The following is a 16983-nucleotide window of genomic DNA, read 5'->3' on the forward strand; positions in this document are numbered from 1 at the left end:
CCGGCGAAGTCTAGCACGGGCGGTCCTTTTCAGAAGTCGGCCACCTTGCCCCATGCGGACTGCAGGAAGCGGTCGGGGTGATAGGGTTTCGGGTCGACTATCGGCGTGGCACCGGTGACGATATCGGCGATCAGGTGGCCGGCTCCAGGACCGATGCCGAAGCCATGGCCGCTGAAACCGGCGGCCAGCACGAAGCCTGGAATGGCAGCGATCTCGCCTATGCCGGGCACGCCGTCCGGGGTCGAATCGATGTAGCCGGCCCAGCTTGCGGTAATGCGTCGGTTTGCGATGGCAGGCAGCAATTCGACCGCGCGGTCATAGGTGAGCCGGATCGTGTTTCTGTCGACCGCCGGATCGAGGATGCGCATCCGCTCCATCGGCGTTGGCCGATCCAGGCGCCAGCGCGACAGGTTTTCGTGGCCGCTGCGAAAGCCCTCGAACCCGCCCAGGGAAAGCGCGCGCCATCGGCGAATGAACATCGGCAGAAACTGTGCCCCGAAGCGCATGGTCTGCGGCGTGGGATCGACGCGGCCACGCCCGCTGATCGCGAGCGTATGGCCGCCGTCGCCTCTGCGGGTGACGGAAACATGTGCGGTATGCAGAGCGTCCGGGAGGTCGCCGGCGCCGGCGCTGACCGAAAGGATCGACGAGCGGATCGACGCCTGCGGGAAACGGACGCCAAGCTGTCGGCAGAAGGATGATGCCCAGGCGCCGCCGGACAGGATGGCAATCCTCGTCCTGATCGTGCCTTCTTCGGTCACGACGGCGGAGAGCTTTCCGCCTTCGGTCTCTATGCCGCGAGCCGCGCAATTCTGGCGCAGACAGCCCCCCCGCTTCATCAGGGCGCGAGCGACCGCCGGTGCAGCGTTGGCCGGATCGGCAATACCATCCGTGGGAGAAAAGACGCCGCCTTTCCAGATGCGGCCGGTCGCCTTGCCGCGCTCGCTGGCTTCAGCGCTATCGAGCATATGAGTGGTCACACCGACGCTGCGCGCAAAGTCACGCCAGCGTGCCCATCCGGCGAGTTCTTCCTCGCTATTGCTCAGATAGAAGAGGCCGCAGCGACGAAAGCCGGTGTCCTCTTCCGTTTCTGCGGCGAATTGGTCCCAGAGCTCGAGGCTTTTCGTCGCCATCGGCAGCTCGCGAGCGTCGCGGTTCTGCTGCCTGCACCAACCCCAGTTGCGGCTGGACTGCTCGGCGCCGACGCGGCCTTTTTCGAGGAGAACGACTTTGAGGCCCCGCTTTGCCAGATAATAGGCGGTAAAAACGCCGACAATCCCAGCCCCGATGACGACGACATCGGCGGACGTCGGCAATTCGGGAGTGTTTTCGACAAGGGTAAGCGGTGCGGGCATGGATGCGGGTCTCCTATCGAGCCGACAGCATAGCGAAATGATCGGACATGAAGCTGCCGCACAACTACGCCATTCGGCATAAGATTCTGCTCATGACGAACCAAGCGGCTGATTGTGCCGGCTGTAGTCGTACAGAATGAAATAGACAAGACGAACCATGGTGTTATGCTCGATCTTGGAGAATTCGCGGCATAAAATGCTGCCTCATATGGGAAAGATTTGCCGATGAAGCTCGACCGTATCGACATCAAGATCCTGTACGAACTTCAGAAGAACGGACGCATCACCAATGTCGAATTGGCGGAACTGGTCAACCTGTCGCCAAGCCCCTGTCTGATGCGGGTCAAGAAACTGCAGCAGGAAGGCTATATCGAGGGATATTCTGCCCAGATCAATATCGGTAAGCTGGGTCAGACGCTGACAGTCTTTACGGAAGTCACGCTCAAGAACCACCGGCAGATCGACTTCGCGCGTTTTCTTTCGGCAGTGGAGAAGGTCGATCAGGTCATCGAATGCCACCTCGTCTCAGGTGGCTATGATTATATGCTGAAGTTCGTGACGGCAGGTATCGGGGAATATCAGACGATCATGGAGCGCCTGACCGACCTGGATATCGGCATCGACAAGTATTTCAGCTTCGTGGTGCTCAAGTCGCCGATCGTCAAGGCGCATATGCCCCTGACCAGCCTGTTTCCCATGTAGCGGTGTCCAACGGTATTTCCAGGCTGTATCGGCTAGCCATGGCCATATTCGCGCTTGAGTTCCGGGTCCTGAACGAGATTGTCGAGCCAGGTCGGATCAAGCTTGGGAACAGATCCGAACAGCAGCTGGGAATAGGGATGGCGGGGCGCATCTGCCGCCTCGCGCGTGATCTGCTCAACTTTCTTGCCGCCATACATCACGACGATCTCGTCGCAGATTGCTTCGACCACCGATAGATCGTGGCTGATGAAGATGTAGGACAAATGCAGTTCACGCTGCAGTTCCTTGAGCAGGTCGATGATTGCCGCCGCGACCACCGTATCGAGCGCCGATGTGATTTCATCGCAAATGATCAGGCGCGGCTCGGCTGCGAGCGCGCGAGCGAAATTCACGCGCTGCTTCTGTCCGCCCGACAATTCCGACGGATAGCGATAGCGAAGCGCTCGGGGCAATCGCACCATATCGAGCAACTCATCGACCTTGGCCGCTCGAGTCCTGCGGTCCATACCATGGTAGAAGGCCAGGGGCCGCTCGAGAATATCGGCGATCGACTTTGCCGGGTTGAGTGCGGTGTCGGCATATTGAAAGACGATCTGCATTTCCCGCAATTGATCGCGCGAGCGCAACTTTGCGGCACGGTTCATCTCGCTGCCATTAAAGCCGATAGTGCCTGATACCGCCGGCAATATGCCGGCGATTGCACGCGCCAGTGTCGACTTTCCGCATCCGGATTCACCGATGATGCCCAGATTTCTGCCTTTCTCCACTTCGAGGCTTACGGATTGAACCGCACAAACCGCCGGCAGGCCGTTGGGCTGCATATCGCCATAGCCTGCCACCAGATTGTCGATCCTGAGCACGGATGCAGTCGCCCCGCTTGTTTTGCTGTCGCGAGCAGTCTGTTTCGGCTCGAAGGCGGCCAGCAACTCACGCGTATAGGGATGGCTCGGCTGCGTCAGGACCGCTTCGGTTTTCGCCAGCTCCTGGATTTCGCCGCCCTTGAGCACAGCAATGCGATCGGCGATCTGGGCGACGACCGCCAGATCGTGTGACACATAGACGCCGGCAATATCGCCGGTGCGGATGACCGACTTGAATGCCTTCAGCACATCGATCTGCGTCGTCACGTCGAGCGCGGTCGTCGGCTCATCGAAAATGACAAGCTTCGGTTCGCCGATCAGAGCCATGGCTGCGGCCAACCGCTGCAACTGGCCTCCCGAGACCTGATGCGGATATCGCTCGCCGATGGTTTCCGGGTTCGGCAGCGATAACGCACGGAAGAGCTCGATCGCGCGCCGGCGCGCCTGTTCGGGCGGCATCAGCCGGTGGATGCGAGTGACCTCGATCACCTGCTCCATGATCTTCGTCGCCGGGTTGAAAGCGGCTGCGGCACTTTGCGGAATATAGGCGACTGTTGTGCCGCGGACCTTCGAGCGTTCGTTTTCGGAAAGGGCGGCCATGTCCTGTCCATCGACCTGGATCGTACCGCCGGAGATGCGACAGCCCTCGCGCGCATGCCCCATGAGCGTCAGCGCGATCGTCGTCTTGCCCGAGCCGCTTTCGCCGATGAGCGCGACAATCTCGCCCTTGGCGATATTGAAACTGACGCCCTTGATGATCTCGACGATGCGACCGGAGTCGGTCTTGGCTTCGACTCTCAGATTTCTGATTTCAACCAGATTGTCCATCGTCATGCGCTCCTGTCCCTGATCTTGCGCGGCAGGTTGTCGATCAGCAGGTTGACGCTGATGGTGAGGCTGGCAATGGCAAAGGAGGGCACGATCACGGCAGGTGCTGCGAAGGGCAGGCCGCCGATATTTTCGCGAACCAGGGCTCCCCAGTCGGCATAGGGCGGCTGCAGGCCGAGGCCGAGGAAGGAAAGACCGGACAACAGGAGAACGACGAAGACGAAGCGTAAACCGAAATCCGCCAGAACGGGACGGATAATGTTCGGCAGAATTTCCGAACCGATGATGTAGCCGACCCGCTCGCCGCGGGTGCGGGCAACCGTGATGAAATCCATCGTGTTGATATTGACCGCGAGCGCGCGGGCAAAGCGATAGGCGCCGGGCGTATAGATGACGGCGAGCGTGATGATCAGCACCGGAATGGACGAGCCGACGGCGGCGACGACGACCAGGCCGAAAAGCTTGCTTGGAATCGAGTTCAAGGCGTCAAGAAACCGGCTCAGGATCGTGTCGAACCATCCACCGACAACCGCGGCGATCATGCCCAGCGTCACGCCGCAAAAACAGCAGAGCGCCACCGCGGCCAATGAAATGCCGACCGTATAGCGCGCACCCATCAAAACGCGCGAGAACATGTCACGGCCGAGATAGTCCGAGCCGAGCCACAGTTGTCCGCTTATAGGGCCGAAATAGTCGGTATCGACGATATCGCCGACCGAATAGGGGATGATATAGGGCGCGAACAGGGCGACAATCGTCCAGCCAAGGATGATGGCAAAAGCTACGATGCCAACAAGGCTGACATTGTAGCCGAGAAGGGATGGGGTATGGGAAGCCAAGCTGTTCGTGGTCATCGCAGCCTCGGATTTGAGAGGATTGCGACGATATCGGCCATGGTGATCAGCATGAGATAACCAAGGCAGAAGATCATCGCGCAGCTCTGGATGAGCGGGAGATCGCGGGTCGCGACGGCGTCTACCATCAATTTGGCGATGCCCGGATAGTTGAAGATAGTTTCGACGATGATCACGCCGCCGACGAGATAGGAGAGCGACAGCGCGACTGCGTTGACGATCGGCCCCAGCGCATTCGGCAATGCGTGCCTGAACACCATGCGGCCGCGCGAGGCGCCCTTCAGCAGGGCCATTTCCACATAAGGCGTCTTCAGCGTCTCGATCAGAGCCGCCCTGGTCATGCGGATCATTTGGGCTGAGATGACGAAGGTGAGCGTGATGACGGGCATGGCGTAGATCTTCACAAGATCGAAGACCGTATGCGCCTCGCTGATGGAGGAGAGCGCCGGCAGCCAGCGCAGATAGACGGCGAATAACAGCACCGCAAGCGTTGCGACCATGAATTCGGGCACCGATATGACGCCGATGGAAATGATCGTGACGATCCGATCGTAATAGGAGCCGCGAAGCATGGCCGAAGTAATGCCAAGCAGAAGTGCAAGCGGCACCGAGACGAGCGTCGTGATGGCGGCAAGCTCCAGTGTTGCCAGCAGGCGGCGGCCAATCAGCTCCGCAACGGGCATATTGTTTGCGTAGGACGTGCCGAGATCGCCCTTTACCAGGCCCAGCAGCCATTCCAGGAACCGCAGGATCGCCGGCTCGTCGAGATGCATTGCCTTGCGCAGGCCGGCGACCGCTTCAGGCGTCGCCGCCTGGCCGAGCAGGATGGAGGCCGTGTCTCCCGGCAGCATGCTCGTTGCGAAGAAGACGGCGAATGACACGATCAGCAAGGTGATGAGCGCGATGAAGAGCCGGTTTAGGATAAGAATGGAGACCTCGGATCTCAAAGGCAATGCTCCTGCGGCGATCTACGAAACGAACGGCGTTTGCGAGACGGAGGTCCCTGGACGACTTTGCGCCGTCCAGGGAGGTTCAGCGGCCGCTAGGCATCGAGCCACAGATACTCCGCCATTGCGTAACCCATCATGCCACCGAGCGGGTTGGCTTCCAATCCGTGCACCTTGCTCGAAAACGCATCCACATTCGAGATATAGGCCGGGATGATGGTACCGGCTTCTTCCGCGATCATCACCTGCATTTCGGCGTAGATCTGTTTGCGCTTGGCCTGATCGAGCAAGCCGCGCGCTTCGATGAGCATCTTGTCGAATTTTTCCGACTTGTACTGGCTCTCATTCCAGGGCGCGTTCGAGGCATAGAGGAGCGAAAACAGGATGTCGGGCGTCGGGCGCGGATTGATGTTGCCGAAGTGGATCGGCGCCTTCAGCCAGTAATTATCCCAATAGCCGTCGGAGGGAACGCGCTGAACGTCGAGCTTCATGCCGATATTGGCGCCGGCCGCCTGGATGATCATCGCCATGTCGATCGACGAGGTTGCAGCGTCGGAGGCTATCACCGGAATGGATTGTCCGAGCACGCCGGCCTTCTGGAAATGGAACTTCGCCTTGTCCGGATCAAAGGCCTTCGGCTTCAGATCGTTGTTGTGATAGATATTGGCGGGGGAAACGGGCTGGTCATTGGCAACCTCGCCGAGGCCGCGCAGGGCCGACTTGACGATCTGCTCGCGATTGACGAGCGACTTCATGCCATCGACGAAGTCCTTCTTGTTGCCCGGCGTCATGTCGAGGCGCATGTTGAGATTGGTATAATTGCCGCTCGTGGTCTTCGACAGCGTAAAGCCCGACTGGCCGTCGATCAGCTTCATGGCGCGTGGATTGATCGAAGCGGCGTAGTGGATGTCGCCCGAAAGCAGCGCATTGACGCGGGCATTATCATCGCTGATCGCAAAGAATTCGAACGAGTCGAGATAAGGCTGTCCGGACTTCCAGTAGTTCTTGTTCTTCACCACGACCGAGCGATTGCCCGGGTCGAAGGTTTGGAGAACGAAGGCTCCGGTACCATTGCCCTTGGAGAAATCGGTCGTGCCGTTGGCGACGATCATGAAGTGATGCAGGGCGAGAATGGTCGGCAGGTCGGCATTCGGGTCGGCGAGCGTGATTTCGACCGTCGACTTGTCGACAGCCTTGAAGCCGGTCATCTGCGCGGCGATCTTGGCGACTTTCGAGCCGACACCGGGATCGAGATGGCGCTTGAGCGAGAAGACGACATCATCGGCCGTCAGCTCCTTGCCGTCGTGGAATGTCACGCCCTTGCGCAGCTTGACTGTCCAGGTCTTGGCGTCCTTGCTTTCGATGCTTTCGGCGAGCTCCATCTGCGTCACGCCGGCTTTATCGATGAAGGTCAGGCGATTGTAGAGCGAGCAACAGCGCACATAGTCCGTCGACAGCGATGCCTTGGCGGGATCGAGCGTATCGGCGGTCGAGGACGACCAGCCGGCTGCTTTCAGATTGCCTCCGGATTTGGGTGTTGCCGCGACGGCATTCGATGCCCGGCCGAGCACCAGACCGCCCGCCGACATGGCGACGCCGCCTGCCAGAAGCATGGTGAGAAGTTCGCGGCGGGTGGCGCCTCGACGAATGGCGTTCTCGACCATTGCGTCATCCGAGGCAGTCCAGTTCATGATCTTGTCGTTCATGTCATTCCCCTTTTTCTGGTTGGCAGTCTGTTTTTCTTATTGGATGCGACGAGGATGACGGCTGATCATGCCGCCTCCAGCGCTTTCACCGCTTGGGCAAGCTCGGCCATGGATTTGAAGTGGAAATCCGGCGTGGTGAATTCGGCCGGTTCGATCGTGCCGCCATATCCGGCCTGCGCGTGACGGCGCTGGATCCAGCAATTCGTTATCCCCAATTGCCGGGATACGCCGATATCGTGGTACTGGCTCTGCGCCACGTGAAGAATATCGTGCTTGCTGGCATTCTCGCCGCCCACGAAGTCGAAGACCTTGTGAAAGAAGGCCGGATCGGGCTTTTCGGTGCCTGTGTCGTCGGCGGTGAAGGCAGCGTGGAACGGATGCCCCAGTTCTGCCGAAAAATGTTCGAAGGCCCAGCGGCGGGCGTTCGTCATGGCGATCAGCCGATATTTGCTGGCCAGCTGCGCCAAGGCTTCCGCGCTGTCGGGAAAGGCTTTCCACTGCCTGGCGGAATCGCGCAGGCGCCGACCATAGGCCTCTTCGGCCGGCAAACCGAGTTTTGGGGCGATGGCGAGATAGACACGCACGAGATCGTCGGGAAACAAATCGGCATCGTCGGCGTAGCGCGCGGCGCGATAGAGCGCCAGCGCCTCCTCGCCGTCGATCGTCACCTTCGCTTCAGCTGCAATTTCGCTGAGGCAGGTTTTCAGTCCGCCTTCGAAGTCGATCAGCGTTCCGACAACATCGAAGCTCATATATTTGAATTCTGCCAATGACTTGGTCATGTCTTACCCCAGTCTGCTTGTCGGAGGCGCCGGGCGCCTGCCTTGCGGAAGATTATGCTGTTCCGAGGTCCACTTGTTTTCTGACGCGCCCGAATTTGCCGGGATGGACCTTCATTAAGAATAAGTTTGGCACTTCGACCGCGCCGATTGCGCCGAATCGGACCAGTGATGCGGCACAAAATTCTGAAAAACGCCTGCGCGCGGTATATCGATCCTTGCCTTGGCGGGCTCAATCCTTGAGCGCCCGACGGACGTCGGGATCTTCGAGCGTCTGATCAAGCGTCCTTTCCGTTCGTTCGATGATCGCGTCGATGTCGGCGTCCGTGCAGCAAAGCGGCGGAGCATACCCCAGCACTCCATTGGCGAAGGCGCGGACCACCAGGCCGTTTTCCCAAGCCCGGTCGAAAATCCGGCGTGAAGGCTGTGCCTCCGCCGGCAGCGGCGTTTTTGCCGCCTTGTCCACCACCAGCTCGATCGCAGCCAGCATGCCGCGCCCGCGGACATCGCCCACCAGGGGATGATCTCTCAGGCTCTCGAGGCCCGCCATCAGCCTCGCGCCGGCCTTTATGCCGTTTTCGAGCAGCCCGCCTTCATAGAGTTTCAAGACTTCCAGCCCGACGGCCGCGCTGACGGGATGGGCGGAATAGGTGTAACCGTGCCCCACGGCGGAAGCTCCCGCCCCATCGGCAATGACCTGATAGACGTGATCCGCCATGAAGACTGCGCCCATCGGAACATAGCCGGAGGTGAGCCCCTTCGCCGTTGTTATGAAATCTGGAACGATCTCGTCTTCGGAACAGGCAAAAAGCGGTCCCGTCCGGCCGAAGCCGGTGATCACTTCGTCTGCGACGAAAAGAATGTCGAGTTCCTTGCAGAGGTCTCGCATGGCCTTCATCCATCCTTTCGGCGGGACGATCACCCCGCCCGAACCCTGGATCGGTTCGGCATAGAAGGCGGCGATACGGTTTGCTCCAATCGCGTCGACCTTCGCCCTGAGTGCCGCGAGAGACGCTTGGATGATGGCGTTCGCATCCTGCCCGACGGGATTGCGATAAGGATAGGGCGACGGAATTTTGTGCTGCCAGTCGAGCGGAACGCCGAAGCCGGCATGGAAGTTGGGAAGGGCGGTCAGCCCGGCGCCGACCGTCGAAGAGCCGTGATAGCCCTGCTCGATCGAGATGAACTGATCGCGTTGCGGTTGGCCGCGCGCAAACCAGTAGTACCGGATGAAGCGGACGGTACTGTCGATGGCGTCAGAACCGCCCAGCGTGAAATAGATATGGTTGAGGTCGCCGGGGGCTCGTTCGGCTAGCTCGGCGGCAAGGCGGATGGCCGATTCGCTGCCAAGGCCGAAATAGGCTGTCGCATAGGGAAGCTCGCGCATCTGGCGAGCCGCAGCCTCCACGATCGTTTCATGACCGTAGCCGGCGTTGACGCACCAAAGACCCGCGAAGCCATCTATCAGCTGACGGCCTTGAGCATCGGTGATCGTCGCTCCCTTGGCGGATGAAAGCACCCGCACGCCTTGCTGCTCATGGCCGCGATAGGAGGCGACCGGATGCACCAGATGGGCGCGATCGAGCTCGATGAGGGAATTGCTGTACATGGTCTTCTCCGGATCAGCCGAACGCCTGGTTGGCGAGGGCGAAAATGGTGACTGTCGAGGGATTGCTGCGGTTGATAATGGGGCTCGCCATGGCGATGCCGCCTCCGACATGGACAAGCGAATGGCTGGCGAGCCACGGTCCGAGACCAGTTTCCGCGCCGGTGTCGACGCGCAGGAATGCGCCGGTTTTCCGGCTCATGAAGTGGGACAGGAGCGATTTCGCGTCTTCGATATCCGGTGCGACGACAGGTCCCACGACCTCGCCCCGGCCGAAGGAACGAAGACAGGCGTAGGCTGCGACTTTGCCGTCACGGCGGATAATCGCGAATTCGCCCAGATCCGCTAATCGCGCAATCAGCGCGGAGCGATCGGCGCCGAAAGCCTCGCGGTCGAGCGCTGTGATTGCCGGGATATCGGCCTTGGTCGCCACTTCGGTGTTTGCCGGTTTCGCGACCGCCGCGACGAGGCCTTGGTGCTGAACGACGGCGCCGGTCTGGCGAAACCCCAGCTTTTCATAGAGGGGTAGGCCATCGGAGGTCGCGGTGAGGCGTAAGGGGCGGCCATCCGCCAGAGCCAAAGCGGCCTCCATGAGACGGCGTCCCAGACCGCGTCCGCGCATGCTTGCAGAGACAATCACCATGTTGATCGTCGCGCAGTCCGTTTCGTAAGGTGTCAGGAGCGTGGTGCCGACGACCTCGTCATCAGCGGCGATCGCAACGACACCTTTGCTCAGGTCGAGGGCGACTTTCCAGTCCTCCAGGCGATGAGGCCAGCCGGCCTCCTGCGACAGGCGGACAGCTGCATCCAAATGTTCGGAACGGAAAGGTCTGATTTCTATCTGTCGCTCCCGCATGGCGCTCCTCGAATTTCTTTTGTCCAAGTGTCGGAGCGTCGGGGCCGGAAGATTATCTGAAGGCGATGTCCTTGACGGTATCTTTCGCCGTTGCGGCTCGCCCTTGCCGCATCTTATGCCGTCACCTCGCTAACGGCGGTCGCGAAAGTGTAGGCGGAAGGCGTTCTCATTGGCGGTTCTTGCAAGCAAATGCCAAACGGGCGCCCCTATACGAAACTTTCTGCTCCGAACCTCGCAAAATCAGTAGGCTCCAGTGCCGAAAGCAATCCTATTATCGTGTTCTCCACCAATCGCCTCGAGGGGCAGCACGTAAGGACGAAGCGCATGACCACCTTCCGGCCGAAATATATCACCTTCGATTGCTATGGCACGCTGACCAATTTCCAGATGGCGGAAGCTGCCCGGGACCTCTATGGCGATCGTCTCGATGAGCCGGCCATGTTGCAGTTCATCAAGAATTTCGCTGCCTACCGGCTCGACGAGATCATGGGTGACTGGAAGCCTTATGCGGATGTCGTGCACAATTCGCTCGAGCGGACGTGCAAGCGCAACGGCGTTGCCTTCAGGGAGGAAGACGCCAGGATGGTTTATGAGCGCGTTCCCACCTGGGGACCGCATGCGGACGTTCCGGCAGGCCTTGCCAAAGTGGCGAAGGAAATTCCGCTCGTCATCCTGTCGAATGCGATGAACAGTCAGATCATGTCGAATGTCGCAAAGCTCGGCGCGCCCTTCCACGCCGTCTATACGGCCGAGCAGGCCAATGCCTATAAGCCGCGCTTCCAGGCCTTCGAATACATGTTCGACATGCTGAGCTGCAGCCCGGAAGACATTCTGCACTGCTCGTCCTCCTTCCGCTACGACCTCATGTCGGCTCATGATCTCGGCATCAAGAACAAGGTCTGGGTCAACCGCGGTCACGAGCCGGCCAATCCCTATTACGGCTATGTCGAAATCGCCGACATTTCCGGTCTGCCGGGCGTCGTGGGGCTCTGAGAAAGGGCAGCCAGATGAAATATTCCTCTTATTGGCACGACACGGCGCCCCGCTTTGCGGGTGCGGCGGTCGGCCCTGTCGAAGGGCACTACGACGTCGTCGTGGTGGGCGGCGGCTTCACCGGGCTTGGCGCCGCCCGGCAGCTTGCCATGGCGGGTGCGAAGGTCCTTGTTCTGGAGGCTGAGATCGTCGGCTTCGGCGCTTCCGGTCGCAATGGCGGTCATCTGAACAATGGCCTGGCGCATAGTTACATCGCGGCAAAGGCGGAGTTGGGCAAGGAGCGGGCGATCGCCCTCTATCGCGCACTGGATGCTTCGATCGACACGCTCGAAGCGATTATCGCGGAAGAAGGGATCGACTGCAATTTCCGCCGCGCGGGCAAGCTGAAGCTTGCCTCCAAGCCACAGCATTTCGAAGGGCTCGCCAGGAATTTCGAAGCGGTGCATGCCGAGGTCGATCCCGATACCGCGCTGCTGTCCGCCGCCGATCTCAAGAATGAGATCGGTTCGCCGTTTCATGGCGCGATGCTGTCGAAGAAGAGCGCCATGATGCATATGGGTCGCTATGTTGTCGGATTGGCAGAGGCTGCCAAGCGACGCGGAGCGGTCATCGTGGAAGGCGCTGCCGTGACGGAGCGTAGCCATTCTGGTGGCAGGCACGTGCTGAAGACCGGCAAAGGCACCGTGACGGCAGACCAGGTCATGATTGCGACCGGCGCCTATACGACAGCCAATTTCGGTTACTTCCGCCGTCGCATCATGGCGGTCGGCAGTTTCATCGTCGCGACCCGGCCCTTGACGGACGCGGAAGTTACCTCGGCAATGCCCGGCAATCGCACTTGCGTGAACACGATGAATATCGGCAACTACTGGCGCCTGTCACCGGATAACCGGCTGATCTTCGGAGGGCGGGCTCGCTTCTCCGCAACATCGGACCAGCGTTCCGACGCCAGGAGCGGCGCGATCCTTCGTGAAAGCCTCGCCCGCATATTTCCCCAACTCGCCGAGGTCGAGATCGACTATTGCTGGGGCGGTCTCGTCGATATCACCAAGGATCGCTATCCGCGTGCCGGCTATCATGACGGTATCTGGTACGCCATGGGCTATTCAGGCCACGGCGCGCAGCTTTCCACGCATCTTGGGATGACCATTGCGGATGCGATTCTCGGAAGACCCGACCGCAATCCGCTCAAGGGACTCGATTGGCCGGCCGTTCCCGGCCATTTCGGCAAGCCCTGGTTTCTGCCCTTGGTCGGTCTGTATTACAAAACGCTCGACAGATTTCAGTGATATAAGCAGGCGGCGGGCCTCAACGAAATCGGCAGCATAAAAAGAGGGGCCGCGCTTGCGACCCCTTTTCCGATCTGAGACGCCACACCTCAGTTAAGGCCACCGATGTGGAAGGCCTTTGTTTCCAGATATTCCTCAATGCCGAGCTGCGAGCCTTCGCGCCCGAGGCCCGATTGCTTGACGCCGCCGAACGGTGCGACCTCCGTGGAGATTAGACCGGTATTGAGGCCGACCATGCCGAATTCGAGCGCTTCGCCCACCCGCCATGCGCGCTTCAGGCTTTCGGTGTAGAAATAGGCCGCAAGCCCGTAGGGCGTGCCGTTGGCAACAGTGATCGCCTCTTCCTCCGTCTCGAAGCGGAAGAGCGGCGCAACCGGTCCGAAGGTCTCCTCGGCGGCGAGCTGCATGGCGGTGGTAGCCCCGGTCAGGACGATCGGCGCGGTATATTGCGGGCCGGCCGGCAGATCCCGCTTGGTCGTCACGATCGTTGCGCCCTTCGAAAGCGCGTCTTCGACATGGCGGTTGATCTTGGCGATAGCCGCCTCGTTGATCATCGGACCGATCGCAACGCCGGCTTCGGTGCCCGGCCCGACCTTCATGGCATCGACGCGGGCGGCGAGCTTCTTGGCGAAAGCATCGTAGACGCCTGCCTGGACCAGGATGCGGTTGGCGCAGACGCAGGTCTGGCCGCCATTGCGGAACTTGGAGACGATCGCACCCTCGACGGCAAGGTCGAGATCGGCGTCGTCGAAGACGATGAAGGGAGCGTTGCCGCCGAGCTCGAGGGAAAGCCGCTTGATACTGGGCGCGGCGCCGCGCATCAGCAGCGAACCGACGGGGGTGGAGCCGGTGAAGGAAATCTTGCGTACCGTCGCATTGGCAAGAATCTCGGCCCCGATCTCGGAGGGCATGCCGGTAACGATATTGATGACTCCAGCCGGAATCCCAGCCATTTCTGCAAGCACGCCGAGCGCCAGCGCCGAGTAGGGGGTGAATTCGGAAGGCTTCACCACGACCGTGCAGCCGGCCGCAAGCGCCGGCGCGAGCTTACGCGTAATCATCGCATTCGGGAAATTCCAGGGGGTAATGATGCCGCAAACGCCGACGGGCTCTTTCAACACGAGAATGCGGCGGTCAGGGGTCGGCGAGGGGATGGTTTGGCCGCCGATGCGGCGGGCTTCCTCGGCAAACCATTTGACGAAGGACGCGCCGTAACGGATTTCGCCACGGGCTTCGTCGAGCGGCTTGCCCTGTTCGGTCGTCAGGATCAGCGCGAGATCATCGATATGCTCGAGCATCAGATCATGCCAGGCCTCCAGCCGCGCCGCGCGCTCGGCGTGCGTGCGCTTCTTCCAGGGACCATAGGCCGCCTCGGCCGCCTCGATTGCCGCCCGGGTTTCATCGCTGCCGATATCCGGCACCGTTCCGATGGTGGCCTGTGTCGCCGGATCGATCACGGCAACGGTCTTGCCCGAAGGGGCGGAAAGCCAATCGCCACCGATCAGCGCCTGCTGGCGGAACAGGGATGGCATTTTCAAATTTTGCATGTTCATATCCTCGGTGGGACTTCAGATTGCGGCGAGCAGCGCGGTCGTGATGGCATCGGTCCGATCTTTGCCCGGAACCGTGCCGATGCCGCTTGCAGTTGTCGCTTCGATCGCCGCCATGACGGCATTTGCCGCATCCTGCTCGCCCAGATGTTCGAGCATCATGGCACCGGACCATACCGTTGCGATCGGGTTGGCGATGCCGAGATGGGCGATGTCAGGCGCGGACCCATGCACGGGTTCGAACATCGACGGAGCGTTCCGCTCCGGGTTGATATTGGCCGACGCCGCGAAACCGAGGCCGCCCTGGATTGCTGCGCCGAGATCCGTGAGGATATCGCCGAAGAGATTGGATGCGACGACGACGTCGAGGGTTTCCGGCGCCATCACCATGCGGGCGGCCATGGCGTCGATGTGATAGCTCGTGACCTCGACGTCCGGATAATCTTGCGCGAGCTGCCGCGTGACTTCGTCCCAGAAGACCATCGAATGCTTCTGGGCATTGGATTTCGTCACCGAAGCGAGCTTACCGCGCCTGGCTCTCGCCTGTTCGAAGGCGAAGCGCAGAATGCGCTCGACGCCCTTGCGGGTGAAGATCGAAGTCTCGACCGCGACTTCGTCTGATGTACCTTGATGGATGCGGCCGCCCGCGCCGGAATATTCGCCCTCGGTGTTTTCGCGGATGCAGAGAATGTCGAAAGCCGATGCCTTGAGCGGTCCCTGGACACCCGGCAGCAGCCTGTGCGGGCGGATATTAGCATATTGCACGAAGTTCTTGCGGATCGGCAGCAGCAGCCCGTGCAGGGATACCGCATCCGGCACTTCGGCCGGCCAGCCGACGGCTCCAAGCAGGATGGCATCGAAACCGCGCAGCGTTGCGATGCCATCTGCGGGCATCATCACGCCGGTTTCCTTGTAGAAGGCACAGGACCAAGGAAATTCAGTGTCGTCGAGCAGAAAGCCGCTGTTGCCGGCTGCCTTTTGCAGAACCGACCAGGCAGCGGCGGTCATGTCGCGACCGATGCCATCACCCGGGATCAATGCGATCTTGTAGGTTTTCATGTTCCTCGTCCCTCAAAGACTGATCAAAACGCTCTTGCTCTTGCGATTGGCCTGGAATGCCTCGCGGCCGAGATCCTTGCCGATACCCGACTGCTTGTAACCGCCGGTCGGCAGGATGTGGTCACGTGAGCGACTATAGCGGTTGACCCAAATGGTTCCGGCTTGCAGGCGGCGGGTCAACCGGATGGCCCGTGAGAGGTCGCGGGTAAAGAGGCCTGCGGCGAGCCCGTAGCTCGGATGGTCGGCAAGCTGCAGGGCTTCCTCTTCGTGCTCGAATGTCTGGAGCGTCAGCACCGGACCGAAGATCTCCTCGACGATTGCTGGAGAATTCTGATCGACTCCGGCCATCAGCGTCGGGCTGTAGAAATAGCCCGGTGCGTCCATGCGCGTGCCACCGGCAAGGCATTCTGCGCCGGCTTCGATGGTGGCGGAGACGATCGCATCGATACGCTGTCTCTGCTTCTCCGAGATGATGGGGGAGTAGCGGCTCGCTGCATCCCAGGTGGGACCGGGAGCAACGCCCTTCATCCGCTTCCGGATGGCGTCGATCAGTGCGGCCGCTATATTTTTCTCGACGATGAGACGCGATCCGGCGACGCAGGCCTGGCCGGCATTGCCGACAATACTGGCCGTGATGGCCGCGGCCGCCTTGTCGAGGTCCGCATCGGCAAAGACGATCTGCGGGCTCTTGCCGCCGAGCTCCAGCGTCATCGGCTTTATGCCCGTCCGGGCAATGTTCTCCATGATGGCCGATCCGGCCCGGGTCGAACCGGTAAAGCTGATCTTGGCGATTTCGGGATGGCCGGTGATCGCGTTGCCGGTCGTCACGCCGTCACCCAGCACCACATTGATCAGCCCGGCGGGAAGGCCGGCGCGCACGGCGAGCTCTGCCAGATAGATCGATGAAAACGGCGTCATTTCCGACGGCTTCAGGACGACGGCATTTCCGGCAGCCAGCGCCGGGCCAAGTTTCCATGCAGCCATGTTGATCGGAAAATTCCAGGGCGTGATGGCACCCACCACCCCATAGGGCTCCGTCATGATCATGCCGATATTGCCGTCGTCGGTCGGCACGAGGTCGCCGCCTTCCTTGTCGGCGAATTCGGCGAAGAAGCGGATCTGCTCCGCCGAAATCGCGATATCGCCCTCGACAAGCTGGCCGACGGGTCGCGTCGACGCGACAGCCTCCAGCCTCGCCAGCGTTTCGGCTTCCTCTTCGATGAGATCGGCCCACCGATGCAGGACGTTCAGGCGCTCGCGCGGGCGGACGCCGCCCCAATTGCTTTGCTTCAGCGCGGTCTTGGCCGCCTGAACTGCCTGGTCGACAACGGAAGCGTCCGCGATTGGGCACTCCGCAAAGGCCTTCCCATCGGAGGGGCGATGCATCGGAATGACACCACTCGCAGCCCTGAAGTTCCCGCCGATGAAATGGCCGACAGGAAGCGAAAGACTGTCGGGATCGAAGCTCAGGTCCATAATGATACCTCCGGTCAATTTACCGAGATGCTATAGGATCGGCGAAGTACCTTGATCCGATCGCGTCGGCTGCCACGGCGGAAAACGCCGTTTTGAGATGATCGGGCAGCGTATTCTTTGGCA

The 16983-nt window shown here is 60.7% G+C and carries 14 protein-coding genes; 3 read left to right on the plus strand and 11 right to left on the minus strand.

Annotated elements, in window-relative coordinates; genetic code table 11:
- Window positions 1-29: 29 nt before the first annotated feature.
- Window positions 30-1355 carry an NAD(P)/FAD-dependent oxidoreductase gene (locus PH552_RS02980; protein ID WP_113248763.1) on the minus strand — a complete coding sequence of 442 codons (1326 nt, stop codon included), beginning with the start codon at window positions 1353-1355 and terminating at the stop codon, window positions 30-32.
- 225 nt (window positions 1356-1580) lie between these two features.
- Here PH552_RS02980 and PH552_RS02985 point away from each other — a divergent pair, with 225 nt between their 5' ends.
- Window positions 1581-2057, plus strand: a complete 477-nt coding sequence (locus PH552_RS02985; protein ID WP_015343674.1) for an Lrp/AsnC family transcriptional regulator — start codon at window positions 1581-1583, stop codon at window positions 2055-2057.
- 32 nt (window positions 2058-2089) lie between these two features.
- Here the strand turns inward: PH552_RS02985 and PH552_RS02990 are convergent, their stop codons facing one another.
- The 7 genes from PH552_RS02990 to PH552_RS03020 all read right to left on the minus strand — a co-directional run bounded on the left by PH552_RS02990 (window position 2090) and on the right by PH552_RS03020 (window position 10493).
- Window positions 2090-3745, minus strand: coding sequence for an ABC transporter ATP-binding protein (locus PH552_RS02990; protein WP_113248764.1), 1656 nt, complete (start codon window positions 3743-3745; stop codon window positions 2090-2092).
- 2 nt (window positions 3746-3747) lie between these two features.
- Window positions 3748-4599, minus strand: coding sequence for an ABC transporter permease (locus tag PH552_RS02995; protein WP_112345864.1), 852 nt, complete (start codon window positions 4597-4599; stop codon window positions 3748-3750).
- Window positions 4596-5546 (minus strand): ABC transporter permease, encoded by a 951-nt coding sequence (locus PH552_RS03000; protein ID WP_113248765.1) that lies wholly within the window; start codon window positions 5544-5546, stop codon window positions 4596-4598. The genes PH552_RS02995 and PH552_RS03000 overlap by 4 nt, the downstream gene beginning before the upstream one ends.
- A 95-nt stretch (window positions 5547-5641) precedes the next feature.
- Window positions 5642-7252 (minus strand): ABC transporter substrate-binding protein, encoded by a 1611-nt coding sequence (locus PH552_RS03005; protein ID WP_113248766.1) that lies wholly within the window; start codon window positions 7250-7252, stop codon window positions 5642-5644.
- Window positions 7253-7317: 65 nt separating this feature from the next.
- Window positions 7318-8034 (minus strand): HAD-IA family hydrolase, encoded by a 717-nt coding sequence (locus PH552_RS03010; protein ID WP_113248767.1) that lies wholly within the window; start codon window positions 8032-8034, stop codon window positions 7318-7320.
- 229 nt (window positions 8035-8263) lie between these two features.
- Window positions 8264-9640, minus strand: a complete 1377-nt coding sequence (locus PH552_RS03015; protein WP_113248768.1) for an aspartate aminotransferase family protein — start codon at window positions 9638-9640, stop codon at window positions 8264-8266.
- A gap of 13 nt (window positions 9641-9653) precedes the next feature.
- Complete coding sequence (locus PH552_RS03020; protein WP_113248769.1) at window positions 9654-10493, minus strand: GNAT family N-acetyltransferase; 840 nt, start codon at window positions 10491-10493, stop codon at window positions 9654-9656.
- 324 nt (window positions 10494-10817) lie between these two features.
- Here PH552_RS03020 and PH552_RS03025 point away from each other — a divergent pair, with 324 nt between their 5' ends.
- Together PH552_RS03025 and PH552_RS03030 are read left to right on the plus strand one after the other, a co-directional pair.
- Window positions 10818-11486, plus strand: coding sequence for a haloacid dehalogenase type II (locus PH552_RS03025; protein ID WP_113248770.1), 669 nt, complete (start codon window positions 10818-10820; stop codon window positions 11484-11486).
- A 14-nt stretch (window positions 11487-11500) separates the two neighbouring features.
- A complete protein-coding gene (locus PH552_RS03030) occupies window positions 11501-12775 on the plus strand; it encodes an NAD(P)/FAD-dependent oxidoreductase (RefSeq protein WP_113248771.1) in 1275 nt (424 codons plus the stop codon).
- Between the two features lie 89 nt (window positions 12776-12864).
- Here PH552_RS03030 and PH552_RS03035 read toward each other — a convergent pair whose 3' ends face one another.
- The 3 genes from PH552_RS03035 to PH552_RS03045 are packed head-to-tail and all read right to left on the minus strand — an operon-like array spanning window position 12865 to window position 16860.
- Complete coding sequence (locus PH552_RS03035) at window positions 12865-14322, minus strand: NAD-dependent succinate-semialdehyde dehydrogenase (protein WP_113248772.1); 1458 nt, start codon at window positions 14320-14322, stop codon at window positions 12865-12867.
- Window positions 14323-14343: 21 nt separating this feature from the next.
- A complete protein-coding gene (locus tag PH552_RS03040; RefSeq protein WP_113248773.1) occupies window positions 14344-15384 on the minus strand; it encodes a tartrate dehydrogenase in 1041 nt (346 codons plus the stop codon).
- Between the two features lie 12 nt (window positions 15385-15396).
- A complete protein-coding gene (locus PH552_RS03045) occupies window positions 15397-16860 on the minus strand; it encodes an aldehyde dehydrogenase family protein (RefSeq protein WP_113248774.1) in 1464 nt (487 codons plus the stop codon).
- Between the last annotated feature and the right edge of the window lie 123 nt (window positions 16861-16983).

The sequence above is a fragment of the Rhizobium aureum genome, from assembly GCF_030182495.1.
GTDB lineage: Bacteria > Pseudomonadota > Alphaproteobacteria > Rhizobiales > Rhizobiaceae > Rhizobium > Rhizobium tropici_C.